The 14991-nt window shown below is 68.8% G+C and carries 12 protein-coding genes; 5 read left to right on the forward strand and 7 right to left on the reverse strand.

The window, feature by feature from the left end; all coding sequences use genetic code 11:
• The first annotated feature begins 63 nt into the window (after positions 1-63).
• Both resB and ccsB read left to right on the forward strand, forming a co-directional pair.
• A complete protein-coding gene (gene resB / locus ASD13_RS13365) occupies positions 64-1848 on the forward strand; it encodes a cytochrome c biogenesis protein ResB (protein WP_055871160.1) in 1785 nt (594 codons plus the stop codon).
• Positions 1849-1852: 4 nt separating this feature from the next.
• Positions 1853-2827, forward strand: a complete 975-nt coding sequence (ccsB, locus tag ASD13_RS13370; protein WP_055870035.1) for a c-type cytochrome biogenesis protein CcsB — start codon at positions 1853-1855, stop codon at positions 2825-2827.
• Between the two features lie 55 nt (positions 2828-2882).
• Here ccsB and ASD13_RS13375 read toward each other — a convergent pair whose 3' ends face one another.
• The 3 genes from ASD13_RS13375 to ASD13_RS13385 all read right to left on the reverse strand — a co-directional run bounded on the left by ASD13_RS13375 (position 2883) and on the right by ASD13_RS13385 (position 8356).
• Complete coding sequence (locus ASD13_RS13375) at positions 2883-3473, reverse strand: 2'-5' RNA ligase family protein (RefSeq protein ID WP_235562592.1); 591 nt, start codon at positions 3471-3473, stop codon at positions 2883-2885.
• Between the two features lie 120 nt (positions 3474-3593).
• Positions 3594-5558: a YhgE/Pip family protein gene (locus tag ASD13_RS13380; protein ID WP_055870039.1), complete on the reverse strand. Its 1965-nt coding sequence runs from the start codon at positions 5556-5558 to the stop codon at positions 3594-3596.
• Positions 5555-8356 (reverse strand): MMPL family transporter, encoded by a 2802-nt coding sequence (locus ASD13_RS13385; RefSeq protein ID WP_055870040.1) that lies wholly within the window; start codon positions 8354-8356, stop codon positions 5555-5557. The genes ASD13_RS13380 and ASD13_RS13385 overlap by 4 nt, the downstream gene beginning before the upstream one ends.
• Positions 8357-8487: 131 nt before the next feature.
• Here ASD13_RS13385 and ASD13_RS13390 point away from each other — a divergent pair, with 131 nt between their 5' ends.
• Entirely contained in the window at positions 8488-9111 is a 624-nt protein-coding gene (locus ASD13_RS13390) for a TetR/AcrR family transcriptional regulator (RefSeq protein ID WP_055870043.1), read from the forward strand.
• Here the strand turns inward: ASD13_RS13390 and ASD13_RS13395 are convergent.
• On the reverse strand, positions 9098-10516 hold the full coding sequence (locus tag ASD13_RS13395) for an MFS transporter (RefSeq protein WP_200942484.1): 1419 nt from the start codon (positions 10514-10516) through the stop codon (positions 9098-9100). The genes ASD13_RS13390 and ASD13_RS13395 overlap by 14 nt on opposite strands.
• Positions 10517-10600: 84 nt before the next feature.
• On the opposite strand from ASD13_RS13395, the gene ASD13_RS13400 reads away from it, so the two are divergent.
• Positions 10601-11221: a helix-turn-helix domain-containing protein gene (locus ASD13_RS13400; protein WP_055870048.1), complete on the forward strand. Its 621-nt coding sequence runs from the start codon at positions 10601-10603 to the stop codon at positions 11219-11221.
• 33 nt (positions 11222-11254) lie between these two features.
• Here ASD13_RS13400 and ASD13_RS13405 read toward each other — a convergent pair whose 3' ends face one another.
• From ASD13_RS13405 to ASD13_RS13415, 3 genes are all read right to left on the reverse strand, one after another.
• Positions 11255-12238 carry an o-succinylbenzoate synthase gene (locus tag ASD13_RS13405; RefSeq protein WP_055870050.1) on the reverse strand — a complete coding sequence of 328 codons (984 nt, stop codon included), beginning with the start codon at positions 12236-12238 and terminating at the stop codon, positions 11255-11257.
• Between the two features lies 1 nt (position 12239).
• Positions 12240-13376 (reverse strand): Fic family protein, encoded by a 1137-nt coding sequence (locus ASD13_RS13410; protein ID WP_055870053.1) that lies wholly within the window; start codon positions 13374-13376, stop codon positions 12240-12242.
• A 170-nt stretch (positions 13377-13546) separates the two neighbouring features.
• Complete coding sequence (locus tag ASD13_RS13415) at positions 13547-14566, reverse strand: GNAT family N-acetyltransferase (protein WP_055870055.1); 1020 nt, start codon at positions 14564-14566, stop codon at positions 13547-13549.
• 92 nt (positions 14567-14658) lie between these two features.
• On the opposite strand from ASD13_RS13415, the gene ASD13_RS13420 reads away from it, so the two are divergent.
• Positions 14659-14991 (forward strand): PadR family transcriptional regulator, encoded by a 333-nt coding sequence (locus ASD13_RS13420; protein ID WP_055870057.1) that lies wholly within the window; start codon positions 14659-14661, stop codon positions 14989-14991.

The raw sequence follows: 14991 nt of genomic DNA on the forward strand, positions 1-14991 counted from the left end.
CGACCCGATTCCCGTCCCGACAAGCCCACCCGTCCCGAGAAGAACCCCCGCACTGAGAAGGCCATGACCAAGAACAAGGGCGCCGCGAACAGCGACTCCAGCGATCCGCTCCGTCCGTCGGACCACGTCGACGGCGACGACTCGATCACCCAGCCGCGGCTCGGGTTCGTCGGCTGGCTGCGCTGGGGGTGGCGTCAGCTGACCTCGATGCGCACCGCGCTCATCCTGCTGCTCGTGCTCGCGATCGCCGCGATCCCCGGCTCGATCTTCCCGCAGCGGATGGCCGACCCGAACGGCGTCACACAGTGGGAGCGCGACAATCCCGACCTCTTCCCGGTGCTCGACGCGCTGAAGCTGTTCGACGTGTACCTGTCGCCGTGGTTCTCGGCGATCTACCTGCTGCTGTTCGCCTCGCTCGTCGGTTGCGTGATCCCGCGCATCAAGCACCACGCCAAGGCGCTGCGTGCGCGCCCGCCGCGCACCCCCGCGCGACTGCAGCGGCTCGAGGACTACCGCGCGGTCACTCGGGACCCTGCGGCAGACTCCGGCACGAAGACCGGCGATGCCGAAGCCGAGGCCGCCGCATCGATCGACGTCGCCACGAAACAGCTCAAGGCTCTCGGCTACCGTGTGGAGCGCTACGACCGCGGCTGCACGTTCTCGGTCTCCGCGGAGCGCGGCTACTGGCGCGAGACCGGCAATCTGCTCTTCCACCTCGCGCTCGTGGGGGTGCTGGTCACCGTCGGTATCGGCGGCGGGTTCTCGTACACCGGTCAGCGCGTGCTGGTGGAGGGGGAGACCTTCGCCAACACTCTCCTGGACTACGACTCGATGAACCGCGGACGCTTCGTAAGCGACGACGCGTTCTCTCCGTACTCGATGCGCCTCGACTCCTTCGACGTGACGTACCAGCCGTTCGGTGAGCCCGGCTCCGGGCAGGCCGGAGACTTCTCTGCCAACGTCACGGTGCAGGAGAACGGCGAGGAGCGCACCGGCTCCGTCAAGGTCAACGAGCCCCTCGGTGTCGCCGACGACGACGTGTTCCTCCTCGGCAACGGCTACGCGCCGACCGTGACCGTGCGTGACCCCGAGGGCAACGTGGTGTTCACCAACAGCACGCCGTTCCTTCCTCAGGACAACAACATGACCTCGCTCGGTGTGCTCAAGGTGCCGGACGGGCTTGCGGAGCAGGTCGGACTCGTCGGGTTCTTCTACCCGACCACGGGCGTGCTCGAGAGCGGTGCGTTCTTCTCCGCCTACGGCGACCTCACGAACCCGACGCTCACTCTCGACGTGTACACCGGAGACCTCGGGATCAACGAGGGGGTGCCGCGTTCCGTCTACGTGCTCGACACCACGGGGATGACCAAGCTCACGGGCCGCACCACCGACGTCGAGTCGATCGAGCTGGCACCGGGGCAGACCGCACAGCTGCCGAACGGCCTCGGCTCGGTGACCTTCGAGGACGAGTCTCCGGCCGGCGCAGCGGACGCCTCCCAGTCGGTGAAGCGCTTCGCCTCGCTGCAGATCCACCGCGACGAGTCCGGCGTGTGGGTGCTCGGTTTCGCGCTGCTCGCACTCGGCGGTCTCATGATCGCGCTGTTCGTGCCGCGTCGCCGTGTGTGGGTCAAGGCCACAGCGCACGACGGCGAGATCGCCCTCGAGTACGCCGCGCTCGCCCGAGGCGAGGACCCGACCCTCGCCGCAGCCGTGGAAGACCTCGTCGCAGGGCACGCCCGACTGCTCGACGCGGCCGGAGGCACCACGGCGCGCCCCACGATCGATGACACCGCGGACGAGTCCGCCGAGCCGGAAGCCCCGGCAACCGACACCCGGAAAGTAGACTGACACCATGCTCGAGCTCAACGTGATCTCGCCTGTCCTGCTCTGGACGGCGATCGCGATCTACGCGGCGGCCTTCGTTGCCTACGCCTTCGATCTCGCACGGCGCTCGCAGGCGACAGCCGACGCGCAGAACGTCCGCGAGTCGGTGCTCGTCGGAGCAGGTGGCGGGGGCGTCGCCGCATCCGCAGGCACGTCCGGTGCCGGTTCCGCCCCGCAGCGGTTCGTGATGGCGCGGATCGGCACCTCGCTCACGGTGCTCGGGTTCCTCTTCCACCTCGCCGCTGCGATCACCCGTGGCATCGCGGCCGGACGAGTCCCGTGGGCCAACCTGTACGAGTTCGCCATGATGGGCACGCTGCTCATCATCGCGGTGTTCCTCGTCGTGCTCACCCGCATCGACCTGCGGTTCCTCGGCACGTTCATCACGGGCCTCGTCGTGGTGCTGCTCGGCCTCGGGGCGACCAACTTCTACGTCGACGTCTCACCGCTGATGGACCCGCTGAAGAGCGTGTGGCTCGTCATCCACGTGTTCGTGGCCTCGCTCGCGACCGCGTTCTTCGCTCTCGCGTTCGCGCTCTCGGTGATCCAGCTCATGCAGTCGCGCCGCGAGCGACTCCTCGGCGAGAACGCCACGAAGACCGGTCCCGGCTTCCTCCGCACCTTCCCGAACGCGGTGCGCCTGGAGAGCCTGGCGTACATGTTCACGATCATCGGCTTCATCCTCTGGACCTTCACGCTCATCGCCGGGTCCATCTGGGCCTACTACGCCTGGAGCCGCTTCTGGGGCTTCGACGTGAAGGAGACCTGGACCTTCGTGATCTGGGTCATCTACGCCGGATACATCCACGCTCGCGCGACGCGCGGCTGGCGCGGCAACCCCTCGGCGTGGCTGGCGATCGTCGGCTTCTCGGCCGTGATCTTCAACTTCACGATCGTGAACGTCTTCTTCAAGGGCCTGCACGCCTACTCCGGCCTGAGCTGAGCTGAGCTGAGCTGACCCGTGGTGCCACCAGCGTCGCGGAGACGGCTTACTCGGGTCAGCCGCGCAGCGGGATGACCTCGGCGTGCTCGATGCCGTCCTGGTACCAGACCAGTTCGGCTTCGGTGATCCTCTCGAAAGGCTCGGGCTCGAAGGGTCGTGACTCGGCTTGTGCGAAGCGCGACCACTCGGCTCCGTCGAGGGTCTTGCCGTAGAGCACCGACAGGTGGAACGTCCAATCCTCCAGAGGCAGCTCGCCGATACGACGGAAGTCCGTGGCATCCAGTGCGGCGGTCAGCGACGAATACGCCGACACGAGCGAGGGGCTGCGGGCGAGGCGCACGATCAGGATCTGCCAGGGCACGGGGAACTCGTCGACGGCTTCGGCGATGATCTCGATCGGGCCCTGCTGCGCTGCCCACGAGCGGATCAGCTCGGTGAGTGCCTCGCGTCGCTCGGGCTCGTAGAACCCTCGCAGTGTGACGTGCCCGGTGTGCGGGCGCCGTGCCGGGATGCCGAGGCGGGAGACGGCGGCATCCTGGACATCGCGATAGACCGTGCCGACCGCCGCGGTGGGCCGGAGCACGAGGTACTGCTGTCCCTCCAGGCTCGCGAGTTGGTCGGGGGTGTCCATGAACGGCCGGCGCATGTCAGGAGCCTAGGACGCGTTGTGAGGGTGCGAAACCGGAGGCTGACACACGAACGGCCCGGTTCGTCATATTTCGACGCGCCGGGCCGGCGTGGATGGTCTTCGCTGCGGGGCGAGGAGTCAGGCCGTGGCGAGGACCGCCTTGGCCGAGGTCGTGCGCCGCAGCGTCACGGCGAGGGTCGTGGCCACGAGAGACAGCACGCCCCAGACGACCAGAGCGGCGACCGCCGAGCCGCTGGCGGTGATCAACCCCGCGAAGGCCGGAGCCGTCGGGAGGGCGGCCCCGATACCGGCGAGCCAGCCGGGCACCGTCGAGACCAGACCCGTCGCGACCGCGAGCACTCCGACCAGGGCCGAGATCCAGCGTCCGATCCCGCCGAACAGGGCGACCAGCGCCTGGTTCACGGCGGCGAACACGACACCGGCGAGCACGGCGGTACCTGCGAAGGCCCACCAGGTGCCGGCATCGTAGCTGGCCACGACCTGCACGATCAGCGACACCAGCAGTCCCTGACCCGCGCCGATCAGTGCCGCGGGAGCGAATGGCCGCAGCGTGAGCGTGGCCGACGACCGGCGAGAGGTGAGGGTGCGAGCGGTGTGGGCGCGCATCACCACGAAGGTCGCGAGTCCGCCGAACCAGAGCACCACCGCAGCGAGCAGCGGGATGGCGGTCGGGCCGAAGATCGTGTTCATCGACGAGTTCGACGACACCGGGTCTGCGATCACCGAGGCGAGAGACTTCGACTCGGTGTCGCTGAACGAGGGGAGCGAATCGGATGCCGTACGCAGCCCGCCGGCGAGGTCACCCGTACCGGTCGCCAGGGTGTCGAGCCCGGTCGTGAGCTCGGTGGCACCATCGGCGAGAGCGGTCGCTCCGCTGGAGAGCTGGGTCGCACCGGACGCGAGGCCACGGGCTCCGGCGGCCGATGCGCCGATGCCCTGGTCTGCGAGCTGAGTGAGGCCGGAGGACAGCTGGGTGGCGCCCGCACCGGCCTGCGTCAACTGCCCGGCGAGTTCCACCGAAGCCTGAGCGTCAAATGCGGTTAGACCCGCAGCCGTGCCCGTGGCCGCGCCCGCAGACTGGTTGGCGGGACCGACGAGACCCTCCGCCGAGGTCGCAAGGGCGGCGAGCTGATCGCAGAATGCCTGTGTGGCTGCCGCGGAGCAGTTCGTCGTGAGGGAATCGAGCCCTTTCGACAACTCGGAAACGCCCGTAGCGACTCCGCCGGCGAGCTGTGCAGAACCATCGGCGCCGGCCGACAGGGCATCCGGCACGAGGCCGTTCTGCTGCAGCGCGGCACCGCCGGCCGTCAGCCCGGATCCGATCTGCGCCGCACCTGCCGCGGCCTCACGCGTCTTGCCCGCGATCGTGTCGAGGCCCGAGGCGAGCGACGATGCACCCGTCCCGAGCTCGCCCGCCCCGGAGGCCAGCTTCGTGGCGCCGTCAGGGATCGCGGCGGCTCCGGTGGCGGCATCCCGCGCCCCGCTCGCGAGCTTCACCGCGCCGTCTGCCGCGTCGCCGATCTGGTCGCCGATGGTGGTGAAGCCGACCAGGATGTTCTCGGTCGTCGCCTCGGAGAGCATCGTGCCCATGGTCGACGCGGCGACATCGGCGAGCTGACCCGTGATGAGGTCGTCGGCGACGAGTCCGTCCTTCGGCGTGGTCACCGTGATGGTGGCCTGCTCGGCCTTGCCTCCGCCGTCAGAGATCGCGGTGCCGGCCGAGGTGGCGGCGGTCGAGAAGTCCTCGGGGATCGTGATGACGGCCTGGTAGGAGCCGTCGGCGAGTCCGTCGGCCGCGTCGTCCTTGTTCGAGATCACCCAGGTGAGGTTCGAGTCGAGGTCGTCTGACCCCTCCACGAGACCCGCGGCGAGCTGGCGCCCGAGCGGAGTCATCTGCCCGTCGATGGTCACAGGCTCGTCGAGATTGACGATGGCCGCGGTCATGGAGTCGAGGCGCTCCGTCGGGTTCTGCAGGGCCGCGACCAGGATGCCGCCGACCGCCGCCGGCAGCAGCAGCACGCCGAGGATGGTCAGCCACGTGATGGGCTTGCGGGAGCGCGCGCGCTCGATGGGGAGGGTCATGCGGTCACCTCGGTGGATTCTGCGGCGCTCCGGAGAGGAGCACGCGTGTCGAGAGTCTGTGCGTCGGGCCATCCGGCCTCGGCGAGGGTGGTCCGTGCCGAATCGGCGTCGGAGGCAGTGGCGAACACCGCGAGCGTGCGGGAGGCCGCGGCGTCGCGCAGCATCGCCGTCGCCTGGTCGCGCTGTCCGCCGCTCAGGCGGTCGATCCCGTCGATCACGACGATCTGCGACTTTCCGCGCAGGGCTTCGGTGAGGTCGCCGAGCGCGGCATCCGCATCGTCGACCAGCACGCAGCCGACGTGAGAGCGTACCCAGGCGGCGCGTCCGGGGAGCAGGTGCCCCGCGACTCTCAGCTTGCCGTCCGCGGGGGTCAGGCGTCCCGCGATCGTCAGGGCCAAAGCCCGGCGGGTGCGCAGGTCGCCACCGGTCGCGATCACGGCACCGCCCTCGGGGATCCGCATCGAGAGACCCTCGATGAGCGGCGCATCGGCGCTGATCTCGAGGTCGTCGGCGGCGACGATCGACCCGTCGCCCGGCCATGCGGCCAGGTGTCGTTCGCGTTCGACGGCCTCGCCCTCGACGTCGACGCGGGGGAGGACCTTCTCCAGCCAGCGCGGGAGCTCCCAGGCACGTTCGCCCAGGATCGCCATGAGCGCGGGGATCAGCGTCATCCGCACCAGGAAGGCGTCGAAGGCGATGCCGGCGGCGAGGCCGAGCGCGATCGGCTTGAGCGACGAGTCGCCCTCGGGGACGAACGCGACGAACACCGCGAACATGATGAGCCCGGCTGCGGTCACGACCTTCGCCGAGCCGGTGAAACCGCTGCGCACGGCCCGGAGCGCGGCGGCCCGCCGGGTGGCACGGTTCGGGCTCGTCGCATCCTTGTCGTGCACGAAGTCCTCGCGCATGCGGGAGACGAGGAAGACCTGGTAGTCCATGGCCAGACCGAACAGCACGCCCATCAGGATGATCGGCATGAAGCTGATGATCGGCCCGACCTTGGCGACGTGCAGCAGGTCGGCGAACCATCCCCATTCGAACACCGCCCCGACCACGCCGAAGGCGGCGACGATCGAGAGCAGGTATCCGGCCGCAGCCGTGATCGGCACCCACAGCGAGCGGAACACGATGGTCAGCAGGATCAGCGAGAGGCCGATCACGAAGATGCCGAACGGCAGCAGCGCGTTGCCGAGCTGGTCGGAGATGTCGATCCCGACGGCGGTGAAGCCGGTGACCTTGAGGTCGATGCCGAACTCGTCGAGCCACTCGTCGTGGTGGCTGCGCAGCTCACGCACGAGGTCGGCCGTCGCCGGATCGTCGGGTGCGGTCTCGGGGATGATCTGCACGATGCCGGTGTCGGCGGTCTCGTTCGGCGTCGCGAGGGCGACCTCCTTCACGCCGGGGACCTTCGCGACCGCGTCGCCGAGGTCTTCCATCAGAGTGAGCGGGTCGGTGGAGGTGACGATCGTGCCGGTGAGGATCAGCGGACCGTTGAACCCGGGTCCGAACTGCTCGCCGACGAGGTCGTAGTTCTGCCGGGCTTCGGCGTCCTTCGGCAGCACACCGGCGTTGGGGAGGGCGAGGTCGAGGCTCAGCGCGGGCACGGCCACGATCCCGAGTCCGAGGACGACGGCGAGCGACACCAGCACCGGGTGCTTCATGACGCCGCCGACCCAGCGGGCGCTGCCCTTCGCCGGGGCCGTGACGGGCTTCGGCTCCTCCGAGGCATCGGATGCCGCGCTCTTCTTCGTCTTCGGCGCCTTGACCTTCTTCGGGCGACCGACGACCTTGCCCTTCATGAATCCGAGAAGAGCGGGGGTCAGGGTGACGGCGATCGCGACGGCGACGGCGACGGCGGCGGAGGCCGCGATACCCATGGTGGTGAGGAACGGGATGCCGGCGAAGCCGAGGCCGATCAGTGCGATGAGCACGGTGACGCCGGCGAAGACGACGGCCGATCCGGCGGTACCGACGGCACGGGATGCCGATTCCTCCGGATCCACGCCCTCTCGCACCTGGTCCTGATGTCGCGCCATGATGAACAGCGCGTAGTCGATGCCGACCGCGAGTCCCAGCATGAGCGCCAGCAGCGGGGTGGTCGAGGAGACGGTGGCGAAGGCGGTCGCGGTGAAGATGCCGGCCATCGAGATGCCCACGCCGAGGATCGCGGTGAGCAGGGGGAGCCCGGCCACCACGAATGAACGGAACGTGACGATGAGCACGAGGAGCGCGATGAGGAGCCCGACCGCCTCGGTGAGGGTGACGCCGGGGATCGAGATCGCGAAGAGGTCGCCGCCGAGCGAGGTCTGCGAGCCGGAAGGAAGCACGGACTCGAGGTCGCTCACGGCCGAGCGCAGCGCATCCTTCGTCGTGTCCGAGACGTCGGTGGCCTCGCCGTCGAACTGCACGCGCACGATGGCCGCCGTGTCGTCCTCGTTGATCATGCCCTTGACCATCTCGTCATAGGGCGAGGTGGCGGCGAGCACACCGTCGAGGTCGCCCAGCTCGTCGACGGCGTCCTCGATGTGTTCCCGGTAGTCGTCATCCGTGATCTTGTCGCCGTCGGCGGCGACCACGATGAACTGCGCATTCGTGCCGCTCACCTGCGGGAACGAACGGGAGAGCTGCTCGAGACCGGCCTGCGATTCGGTTCCGGGGATGGAGAACGTGTTGTCTGTTCCCGCTCCCAGCACGAGTGCCCCGGCGCCGGCGATGCCGAGCGCGAGCAGCCAGGACACGAGGACTCGCCACGGGTGCCGGAAGGACCAGCGTCCGAGCGAGGACAGGAGTGTGGACACGCGATCCTCCGAGGGGTGCGGGGTGGATACACAGGTGTATCCGATACATAGATGTATCGTAAGGTGACCCGCCCGGCCAAGCCTGTGTGCAGGGTGTGAATCATGCGAGAGTGAAGGGTCAGGAGGTTTCGATGTCGACACCCGCAACCCGCAGCCGTGAGAACACGCGTGCCCGTCTGCTCGAAGCGGCGGCGCAGGTCTTCGCCGAGGTCGGGCTCGATGGAGCATCGGTCGAAGCGGTCTGCGAGCGAGCCGGCTTCACCCGCGGCGCGTTCTACTCGAACTTCGAGTCCAAGGACGAGCTGTTCCTCATGCTCGCCGCCAGCGTCTCCGAAGTGCGCGTGAACGCGGTGCGCACCCGCGTCGAGGAGTTGACCGCCGCCGGTGCCCTCGTCGAAGGGTGCGATCCGATCGATCTCGTGCAGCAGATCATGGAGCTCGGCGGAGACGACCGCCTCGGCGTCATGCTGCTCAGCGAGATCCGCATCCGTGCCCTGCGCGACGCGAGGTTCGGCGAGGCGTATCTCGCCCAAGAGCGCGAGATGGTCTCGAGCATCGCGCAGATCGTCGACGACATCATCTCGGCGGGTCTCCTGCGGCTGCGGCTCCCGGCCGAGATCGCCGCGCGCATGCTCATGATCATCTGGGAGGGCATGACCGTGCGAGGAGCGATGGCCGGCCAGGACGACGCGCAGCTTCGGCACTCCGGTGGCGAGGAGCTCGGCCGCCTGGTGCAGCTGCTCATCGAGCCGTAGTCGGCGTCGCCGTTCCCCGGGCCCTCGAGGTCTGACGGCTCGCTGCGAGGGAGAGCAGTGCGGCACCGGCCAGGAGCGCAGCCGTCACGAGGAACGTCACCTTCAGTGCTGCGGTGAGCGCCTCCGGAGACGCGGTCGCGATCTCTGCTGCGCCGGAGGCTGCGGCGAAGAGTGCCGCGAGCACGGAGGCGCCAGTGACGAGCCCGAGATTGCGGGACAGGCCGAGCAATCCTGACGTCACACCGCGGTGCTCTGTCGGCGTCGCACTCAGGACTCCGGTGTTGTTCGCCGCCAGGAACAGCTGGTACCCGGGGGCGAGCAGCACAGTGCCCGTGATGTATCCGATGAGCCCCCACCAGGAGGGCAGCAACGCGAGCGCGAGGGCTCCGACGACCATGGCCGAGAGCCCCGCCGTGGTCATGAGCCGCGTACCGAACCGGTCGACCGCGCGGCCGGCGATCACGCCGGTGCAGATGGAGGCGAGCGGTCCCGCGGCCATGGTCGCCCCGATCGCGGCCGGAGTGAGGTGCAGCCCTCCCGCGAGGAAGAACGGGCCGACCACGAGAGTGCTCATCATGACCGTGCCCACGATCAGGTTGAGCACGGCCCCGATCGAGAGGTCGCGATTGCGGAGCAGAGCCGGCGGCAGGAGCGCATGGGAAGCGCGGGCCTCCCGGAGGGCGAACAGAGCGGCAGTGACGATCGCGCCGCCGAGGAGCGGCATCGTCGGCCAGGATCCGTCGGCACCGGGCGAGGTCACGCCGAGCGTGTAGAAGGTGACGGCCGCCGTCAGCAGCAGCACGCCGCCGATGTCGAATCCGCGTCGGGGCCCGCTCGCCGCGGACGTATCGCGATCTGTCATGCCGGTCAGAACCGCGACCAGCACGCCGAGCGGCGCCATTGCTGCGAAGATCGCCGGCCACCCCGCCACCGTGATCAGGAGGCCGCCGAGCGCGGGGCCTGAGGCGGTGCCCACTGCGGCCGTCGTCCCCAGCAGGCCCATGACACGTCCGAGGCGCTCCGGCGCGACCATGTCGCGGGCACGGGCGAGAGGGAGCGCCATCATCACGGCAGCGCCGACACCCTGCAGAGCGCGGGCGCCGATCAGCACCCCCAGCGTCGGAGCGAGCGCGCAGAGCACGGCAGCGAGGGTGAAGATGACGATGCCGATCCCCAGGATGCGTCTTCGCCCGAGGAGGTCGCCCAGGTATCCCACCGTGAGGCTGGTCGCTGTCATCGCCAGTAGGTACGCGAGCGCCACCCACTGTGTCTGGGAGAAGGTGCCATCCAGGTCTCGGGCGATCGTGGGGAGCGCCACGTTGGCGGCGCTGGTGCCGAGGGACGCGACCAGCACGCTGAGAGCGAGCCCGGCCGTGCCTGAGCGAAGGGGGGAAGTCGTGGTCACGGTCATGTCCTCAGCATCGATCGCGTCTTCACTGAACAGCAACACGAGTTGCCGAAAGCGGGATGGCGGTGATGGGATGAGGCCATGGACGAACACGAGGCGGTCATCGACGCGACGCTGGAGCAGATCGGTCCGAGGCTCCAGGCGCTGCGCCTTCGACGAGGAACGACACTCGCCGAGGTCGCGTCGGCCACGGGTATCTCGAAGAGCACTCTCTCGCGCCTGGAGACGGGTCAGCGGCGCGCGAGCCTGGAGCTGCTCCTGCCGCTCGCGCGCATGTACCGGGTGTCGCTGGACGACCTCGTGGGCGCTCCCGAGACCGGCGACCCGCGGGTGCGGCTGCGCCCGCGGCGGGTCAACGGGCGCACTGTGGTGGCGCTCACACGCCAGCCGGGCGAGAGGCATGCGTGGAAGATCATCGTGCCTTCCGAGGCCTCGGAGCCGAAGCTCACCTCGCATGAGGGGTCGTCATGGATGTATGTGCTCACCGGACGCATCCGGCTCATCGTGGGTGACCGCGACATCATGCTCGAGGCCGGAGAGGTCGCGGAGTTCGATACACGCACGCCGCACTGGTTCGGCGCCGATGGGGAGCACGACGCCGAGATCCTCACGATCTTCGGCGCGGAAGGCGGCCACGGTCGGCGCAGCACCGACCTCGCCACGCGCCACCTCGCCGAGGTGCTCGGCGGGCGTCCGCGGTGACGTGCGACGGGGTCCTCGCCGCGGCAGTCGGCCTCAGTGTGCGGCGGTCGAGAGCTCGTAGTGGCAGCGGGCGAGGCGCGCGAGCCACCATTCGCGTCGTTCGTCCGATGCGGCGAGACGACTGAGTGCCTCCGCATCGGGTGTCACGCGGCCGACCGGGATCGAGCCGTCGACCGGGCGCAGGTCGGCCACGTCGTCGAGGAACAGCGACGCCGTGCCGAGCCCGCAGTCGTAGTCGAGTGTCGGGAGGGCCGCAGCGAGGGCGGCTCCCTGAGACAGGCCGATCGCGGTGTCCAGGGCGCTCGAGACCACGACGGGGAGCCCCGCGGCGGTGACGATCTGCAGCGCGTGAGCGATGCCGCCGAGGGGCTGCGCCTTGATCACGAGCAGGTCGGCCGCGCCGGCACGGGCGACCGCGAGCGGATCGGACGACTTGCGCACGCTCTCGTCGGCGGCGACCGGGATGCCCATGTACTTCACGCGCCTGCGGAGATCCGCCAGCTCCGGCACCGTCGCGCAGGGCTGCTCCACGTACTCCAGGTCGTACTCGCCCAGCGCATGCACGGCGTGCTCGGCCTCGTCGACGTTCCAGGCTCCGTTCGCGTCGACCCTGATGCGGCCCTCGGGGCCCATCGTCTCGCGCACGGCGCGAACGCGCGCCACGTCGTCGGAGAGGGTCTGCCCCGGCTCGGCGACCTTGACCTTCGCTGTGCGGCATCCGGGGAATCGCGCCAGCAGCTCGGGCACGCGCGACGCCTCGATCGCGGGCACCGTGGCGTTCACGCCGATCCGATCCCGTAGGGGTTCCGGCTGCTCGCGCCATGCGAAGTCGATCGCGGCCGCGAGCCATGTGGCCGCCTCCGCGTCTTCGTACTCCACGAACGGTGAGAACTCCGCCCACCCCTCCGGCCCCTCGAAGAGCAGTGCCTCCCGCACGTCGACGCCGCGGAAGCGACTGTGCATCGGGAGGGCGACGACCCTGGCCGAGTCGAGCAGGTCTGAGAGCGGCGGGATCATGTCAATCGTTCTCCAGGATCTTGGGGAGATGCCCCAGTTCGTTGAGGCGGCGGATGAGGCGTGAAGCGAGTGGTCCTCTGCTCAGTGAGAGCAGATAGAAGCGGGGACCGTCTTGCGCCTGGCGGAGCAGCCCGCGATCGAGGAGTGCGCGGATGACCCGGGAGCGTTGGGAGGCGGTGCCGGGGATCACCGATTCGAGATCGCCGGCCTTCACGACGCCGGCCGCGAGAACCGCGCGTAGCACCGTCTCATCGGCGCGGCTGAGGACCCCGTCCCGCGTCAGCTGCGTCAGCGCCGGGCCGACGAGCGCCGCCTCGACGAACTCATGGTCTTGTAGCTGGACGAGTCGGGCGAGGTCGTCGCGGATGCCCCGTGCGAAGAAAGTGATCCACGAGACGGTTCCCTCGTCATCCAGCGCATCGGCGGATTCGAGGGCCGCGATGTAGGCCGACCGATCGTTGCCGAAGACCGCGGCCGGATTCAGTGCGCTGTAGCCGCGCGTGGCGAATACCGTCTTGCGGAGCATCGCATACGTGAAGAGACGGGACACGCGTCCGTTGCCATTGCGGAACGGGTGAATCCATACGAAGCGGTGATGTGCGAGCGCGATCTGCATCATCTGCTCGTGCATCGGACGGTCATGGTTCGCGAAGGCGAGCAGGTCTGAGATCTCGGCGTGCACCGTCACCCAGGATGGAGGCACGTGGCCCGAACCGGAGATGGCCACATCTTGCTCCCGGTAGGCCCCCGGGGTGGGATCCCCTTCTCTGATGAGCCCGTCGACGGTGCGTGCGTGCAGATCTCGAACGAGCCCATGTGTGAGCGGAAGGGAAGGATCGAGGGTGTCGAGGTATCGCACTGCCTCGACGATGTTGGAGATCTCGCCGAGGTGATCATCGAATGATCGCGCTTCTGCCGCGCCGATGGTCTCGACGGCTTCGTACACGGTTGTGTGATTGCCTTCGATGCGCGCGGAGATCACGCTCATCACCGTGTCGAAGAGGAGATGCAGTTCGGTGACGATCTCACGGTGAGTCGTGCCGGTGCCGATGTCGGCGCGGAGCCGCTCGACTTCGAAGAGGAGCGGCACGAGGTCGGAATCGAATGCAGGCTGCGGGAGTCGATAGAGGTTGTTCATCGATGCTCCTTCGATCCACTGCGAACTTCTTTGATTGTGTCAGACTTATTGCCGAAGGTGCGGTCAAGAACCTTGATTCAGACGGGATCTGACGAGTTTCTCCTCTCTAGGAATTTGCGCCTGCATCGCAGGCCTTCTTGCGCGTGAGGCCCGATCTCACCCGCTGCACGTCAGGCCAGGTGTTTCTGCAGCTCGCCCATCCGCTCGGTGGGAATGAACCCGAGAAGCGTGTTCACGGCGAGCATGTGTGCGTTCGATTCCGCGTTGTACGTGTAGACGGCAGGTGCGTGAGGAGCTCGGTGCTGCAACAGGCGGAGGTTCGCGATCTTCACCGCCGTGCCGAGGCGGTGGCCGCGGTCGGCCCGGCGCACGAGCGTGCCCCATTGGTACGCATTGCCGTCGTCGCCCGATACGACGAGCTGGGTGTAGGCGGCGACCTGGCCCTCCGGCGTCAGCGCGACGGTGCCGATCGGAAGACGGTTCTGCCGGACGAGGAGCTCCTCCTGCTCGCGGATGCTCTCCACGTCGGGCTTCGCGGGTGCGATGTCGAGATCGCCGCTGGGGGCTTCGGTATCGATCGAGGCGTCGAGGATCGCCCAGCCTTCGACGACGTCGACCGGCACCGGTCCGATCCAGCTCCGGACCGAGTAGCCCCGGGTCGCCGCAGCGATGTCGGCGTCGATCCGGTCGAGCACCTCGAGGTCGAGCGGGAGTGCGAGCCGGTTCTGCACGTCCCCGAGCGCGAGCGCGTAGCCGTGGCGGCGGGCGAACTCGCGACCGGGTGCGCCCTTGCCGTCGGATCCGAGCTCGTACGGCCACGAGGTGTCGCCCTGCGCGGTGGTGCGTCCGGCCTCGGCGGCTTCTGCCTCGAGGAAGGCCAGGGCGGTGCTGCCGACTCCGCGCCGTCGATGCGCCGGCGGCACGTGGACGGCGAGGTGCGCGACGTGTGTGTTGTCCTTGAGGGGGAGTGCGAGGCCCGCTGCGCCGACGACAGTGCCGTCGTCGCGCAGCAGGAGGGGGCGTCGCTCGAGAGTCTGGGACTGCTGCTGCATCGCGTTGCGCGTCTCCTCGCGGGACCAGACCGGGATGTCGGATCCGCGGTCGGCACGTTCGGCGGCTGCATAGGCATCCCACCAGGCGTCCACCTCCGCGGTGTCGAACGGGTCGATGCGCGTGATCTCGAGCGTCATGACTCCACGCTACTTCCCCCTTCCCGTCCGCCCCGGGACTGTCCGAAACGTACGCTGGACAATAGTGTGTGACGCACAGTAATGTGGGCTGCATGAACGAGACGCTCGACACGCACCTGCAGGAGCTGCGGCGCGGCACCGTGGTGCTGGCCTGCCTGCAGCTGCTGCGCACGCCGGGCTACGGCTATTCGCTGCTCGACCAGCTCGAGAAGCGCGGCTTCGCGACGGATGCGAACACCCTGTATCCGCTGCTGCGCCGCCTGGAGAAGCAGGAGTACCTCACGAGCGAGTGGAACACCGAGGAGGCGAGGCCGCGCAAGTTCTACCGCACCTCGGACGCCGGCATCCGCCTCGCCGACACCCTCACCGACGAATGGCGATCGCTCACCACGGCGATCGCGTCCCTCACTGCAGAGGAGAACTGA

Source organism: Microbacterium sp. Root1433D1 (genome assembly GCF_001426835.1).
GTDB lineage: Bacteria > Actinomycetota > Actinomycetes > Actinomycetales > Microbacteriaceae > Microbacterium > Microbacterium maritypicum.

Bases quoted from the DNA above. Each gene is read 5' to 3' on its own strand.
- ASD13_RS13420 (WP_055870057.1), top strand. From the start codon at position 14,659: ATGAACGAGACGCTCGACACGCACCTGCAGGAGCTGCGGCGCGGCACC.
- ASD13_RS13405 (WP_055870050.1), bottom strand. From the start codon at position 12,238: ATGATCCCGCCGCTCTCAGACCTGCTCGACTCGGCCAGGGTCGTCGCC.
- ASD13_RS13390 (WP_055870043.1), top strand. From the start codon at position 8,488: ATGTCGACACCCGCAACCCGCAGCCGTGAGAACACGCGTGCCCGTCTG.
- ccsB (WP_055870035.1), top strand. From the start codon at position 1,853: ATGCTCGAGCTCAACGTGATCTCGCCTGTCCTGCTCTGGACGGCGATC.
- resB (WP_055871160.1), top strand. From the start codon at position 64: ATGACCAAGAACAAGGGCGCCGCGAACAGCGACTCCAGCGATCCGCTC.
- ASD13_RS13375 (WP_235562592.1), bottom strand. From the start codon at position 3,473: ATGCGCCGGCCGTTCATGGACACCCCCGACCAACTCGCGAGCCTGGAG.
- ASD13_RS13400 (WP_055870048.1), top strand. From the start codon at position 10,601: ATGGACGAACACGAGGCGGTCATCGACGCGACGCTGGAGCAGATCGGT.
- ASD13_RS13415 (WP_055870055.1), bottom strand. From the start codon at position 14,566: ATGACGCTCGAGATCACGCGCATCGACCCGTTCGACACCGCGGAGGTG.
- ASD13_RS13410 (WP_055870053.1), bottom strand. From the start codon at position 13,376: ATGAACAACCTCTATCGACTCCCGCAGCCTGCATTCGATTCCGACCTC.
- ASD13_RS13380 (WP_055870039.1), bottom strand. From the start codon at position 5,558: ATGACCCTCCCCATCGAGCGCGCGCGCTCCCGCAAGCCCATCACGTGG.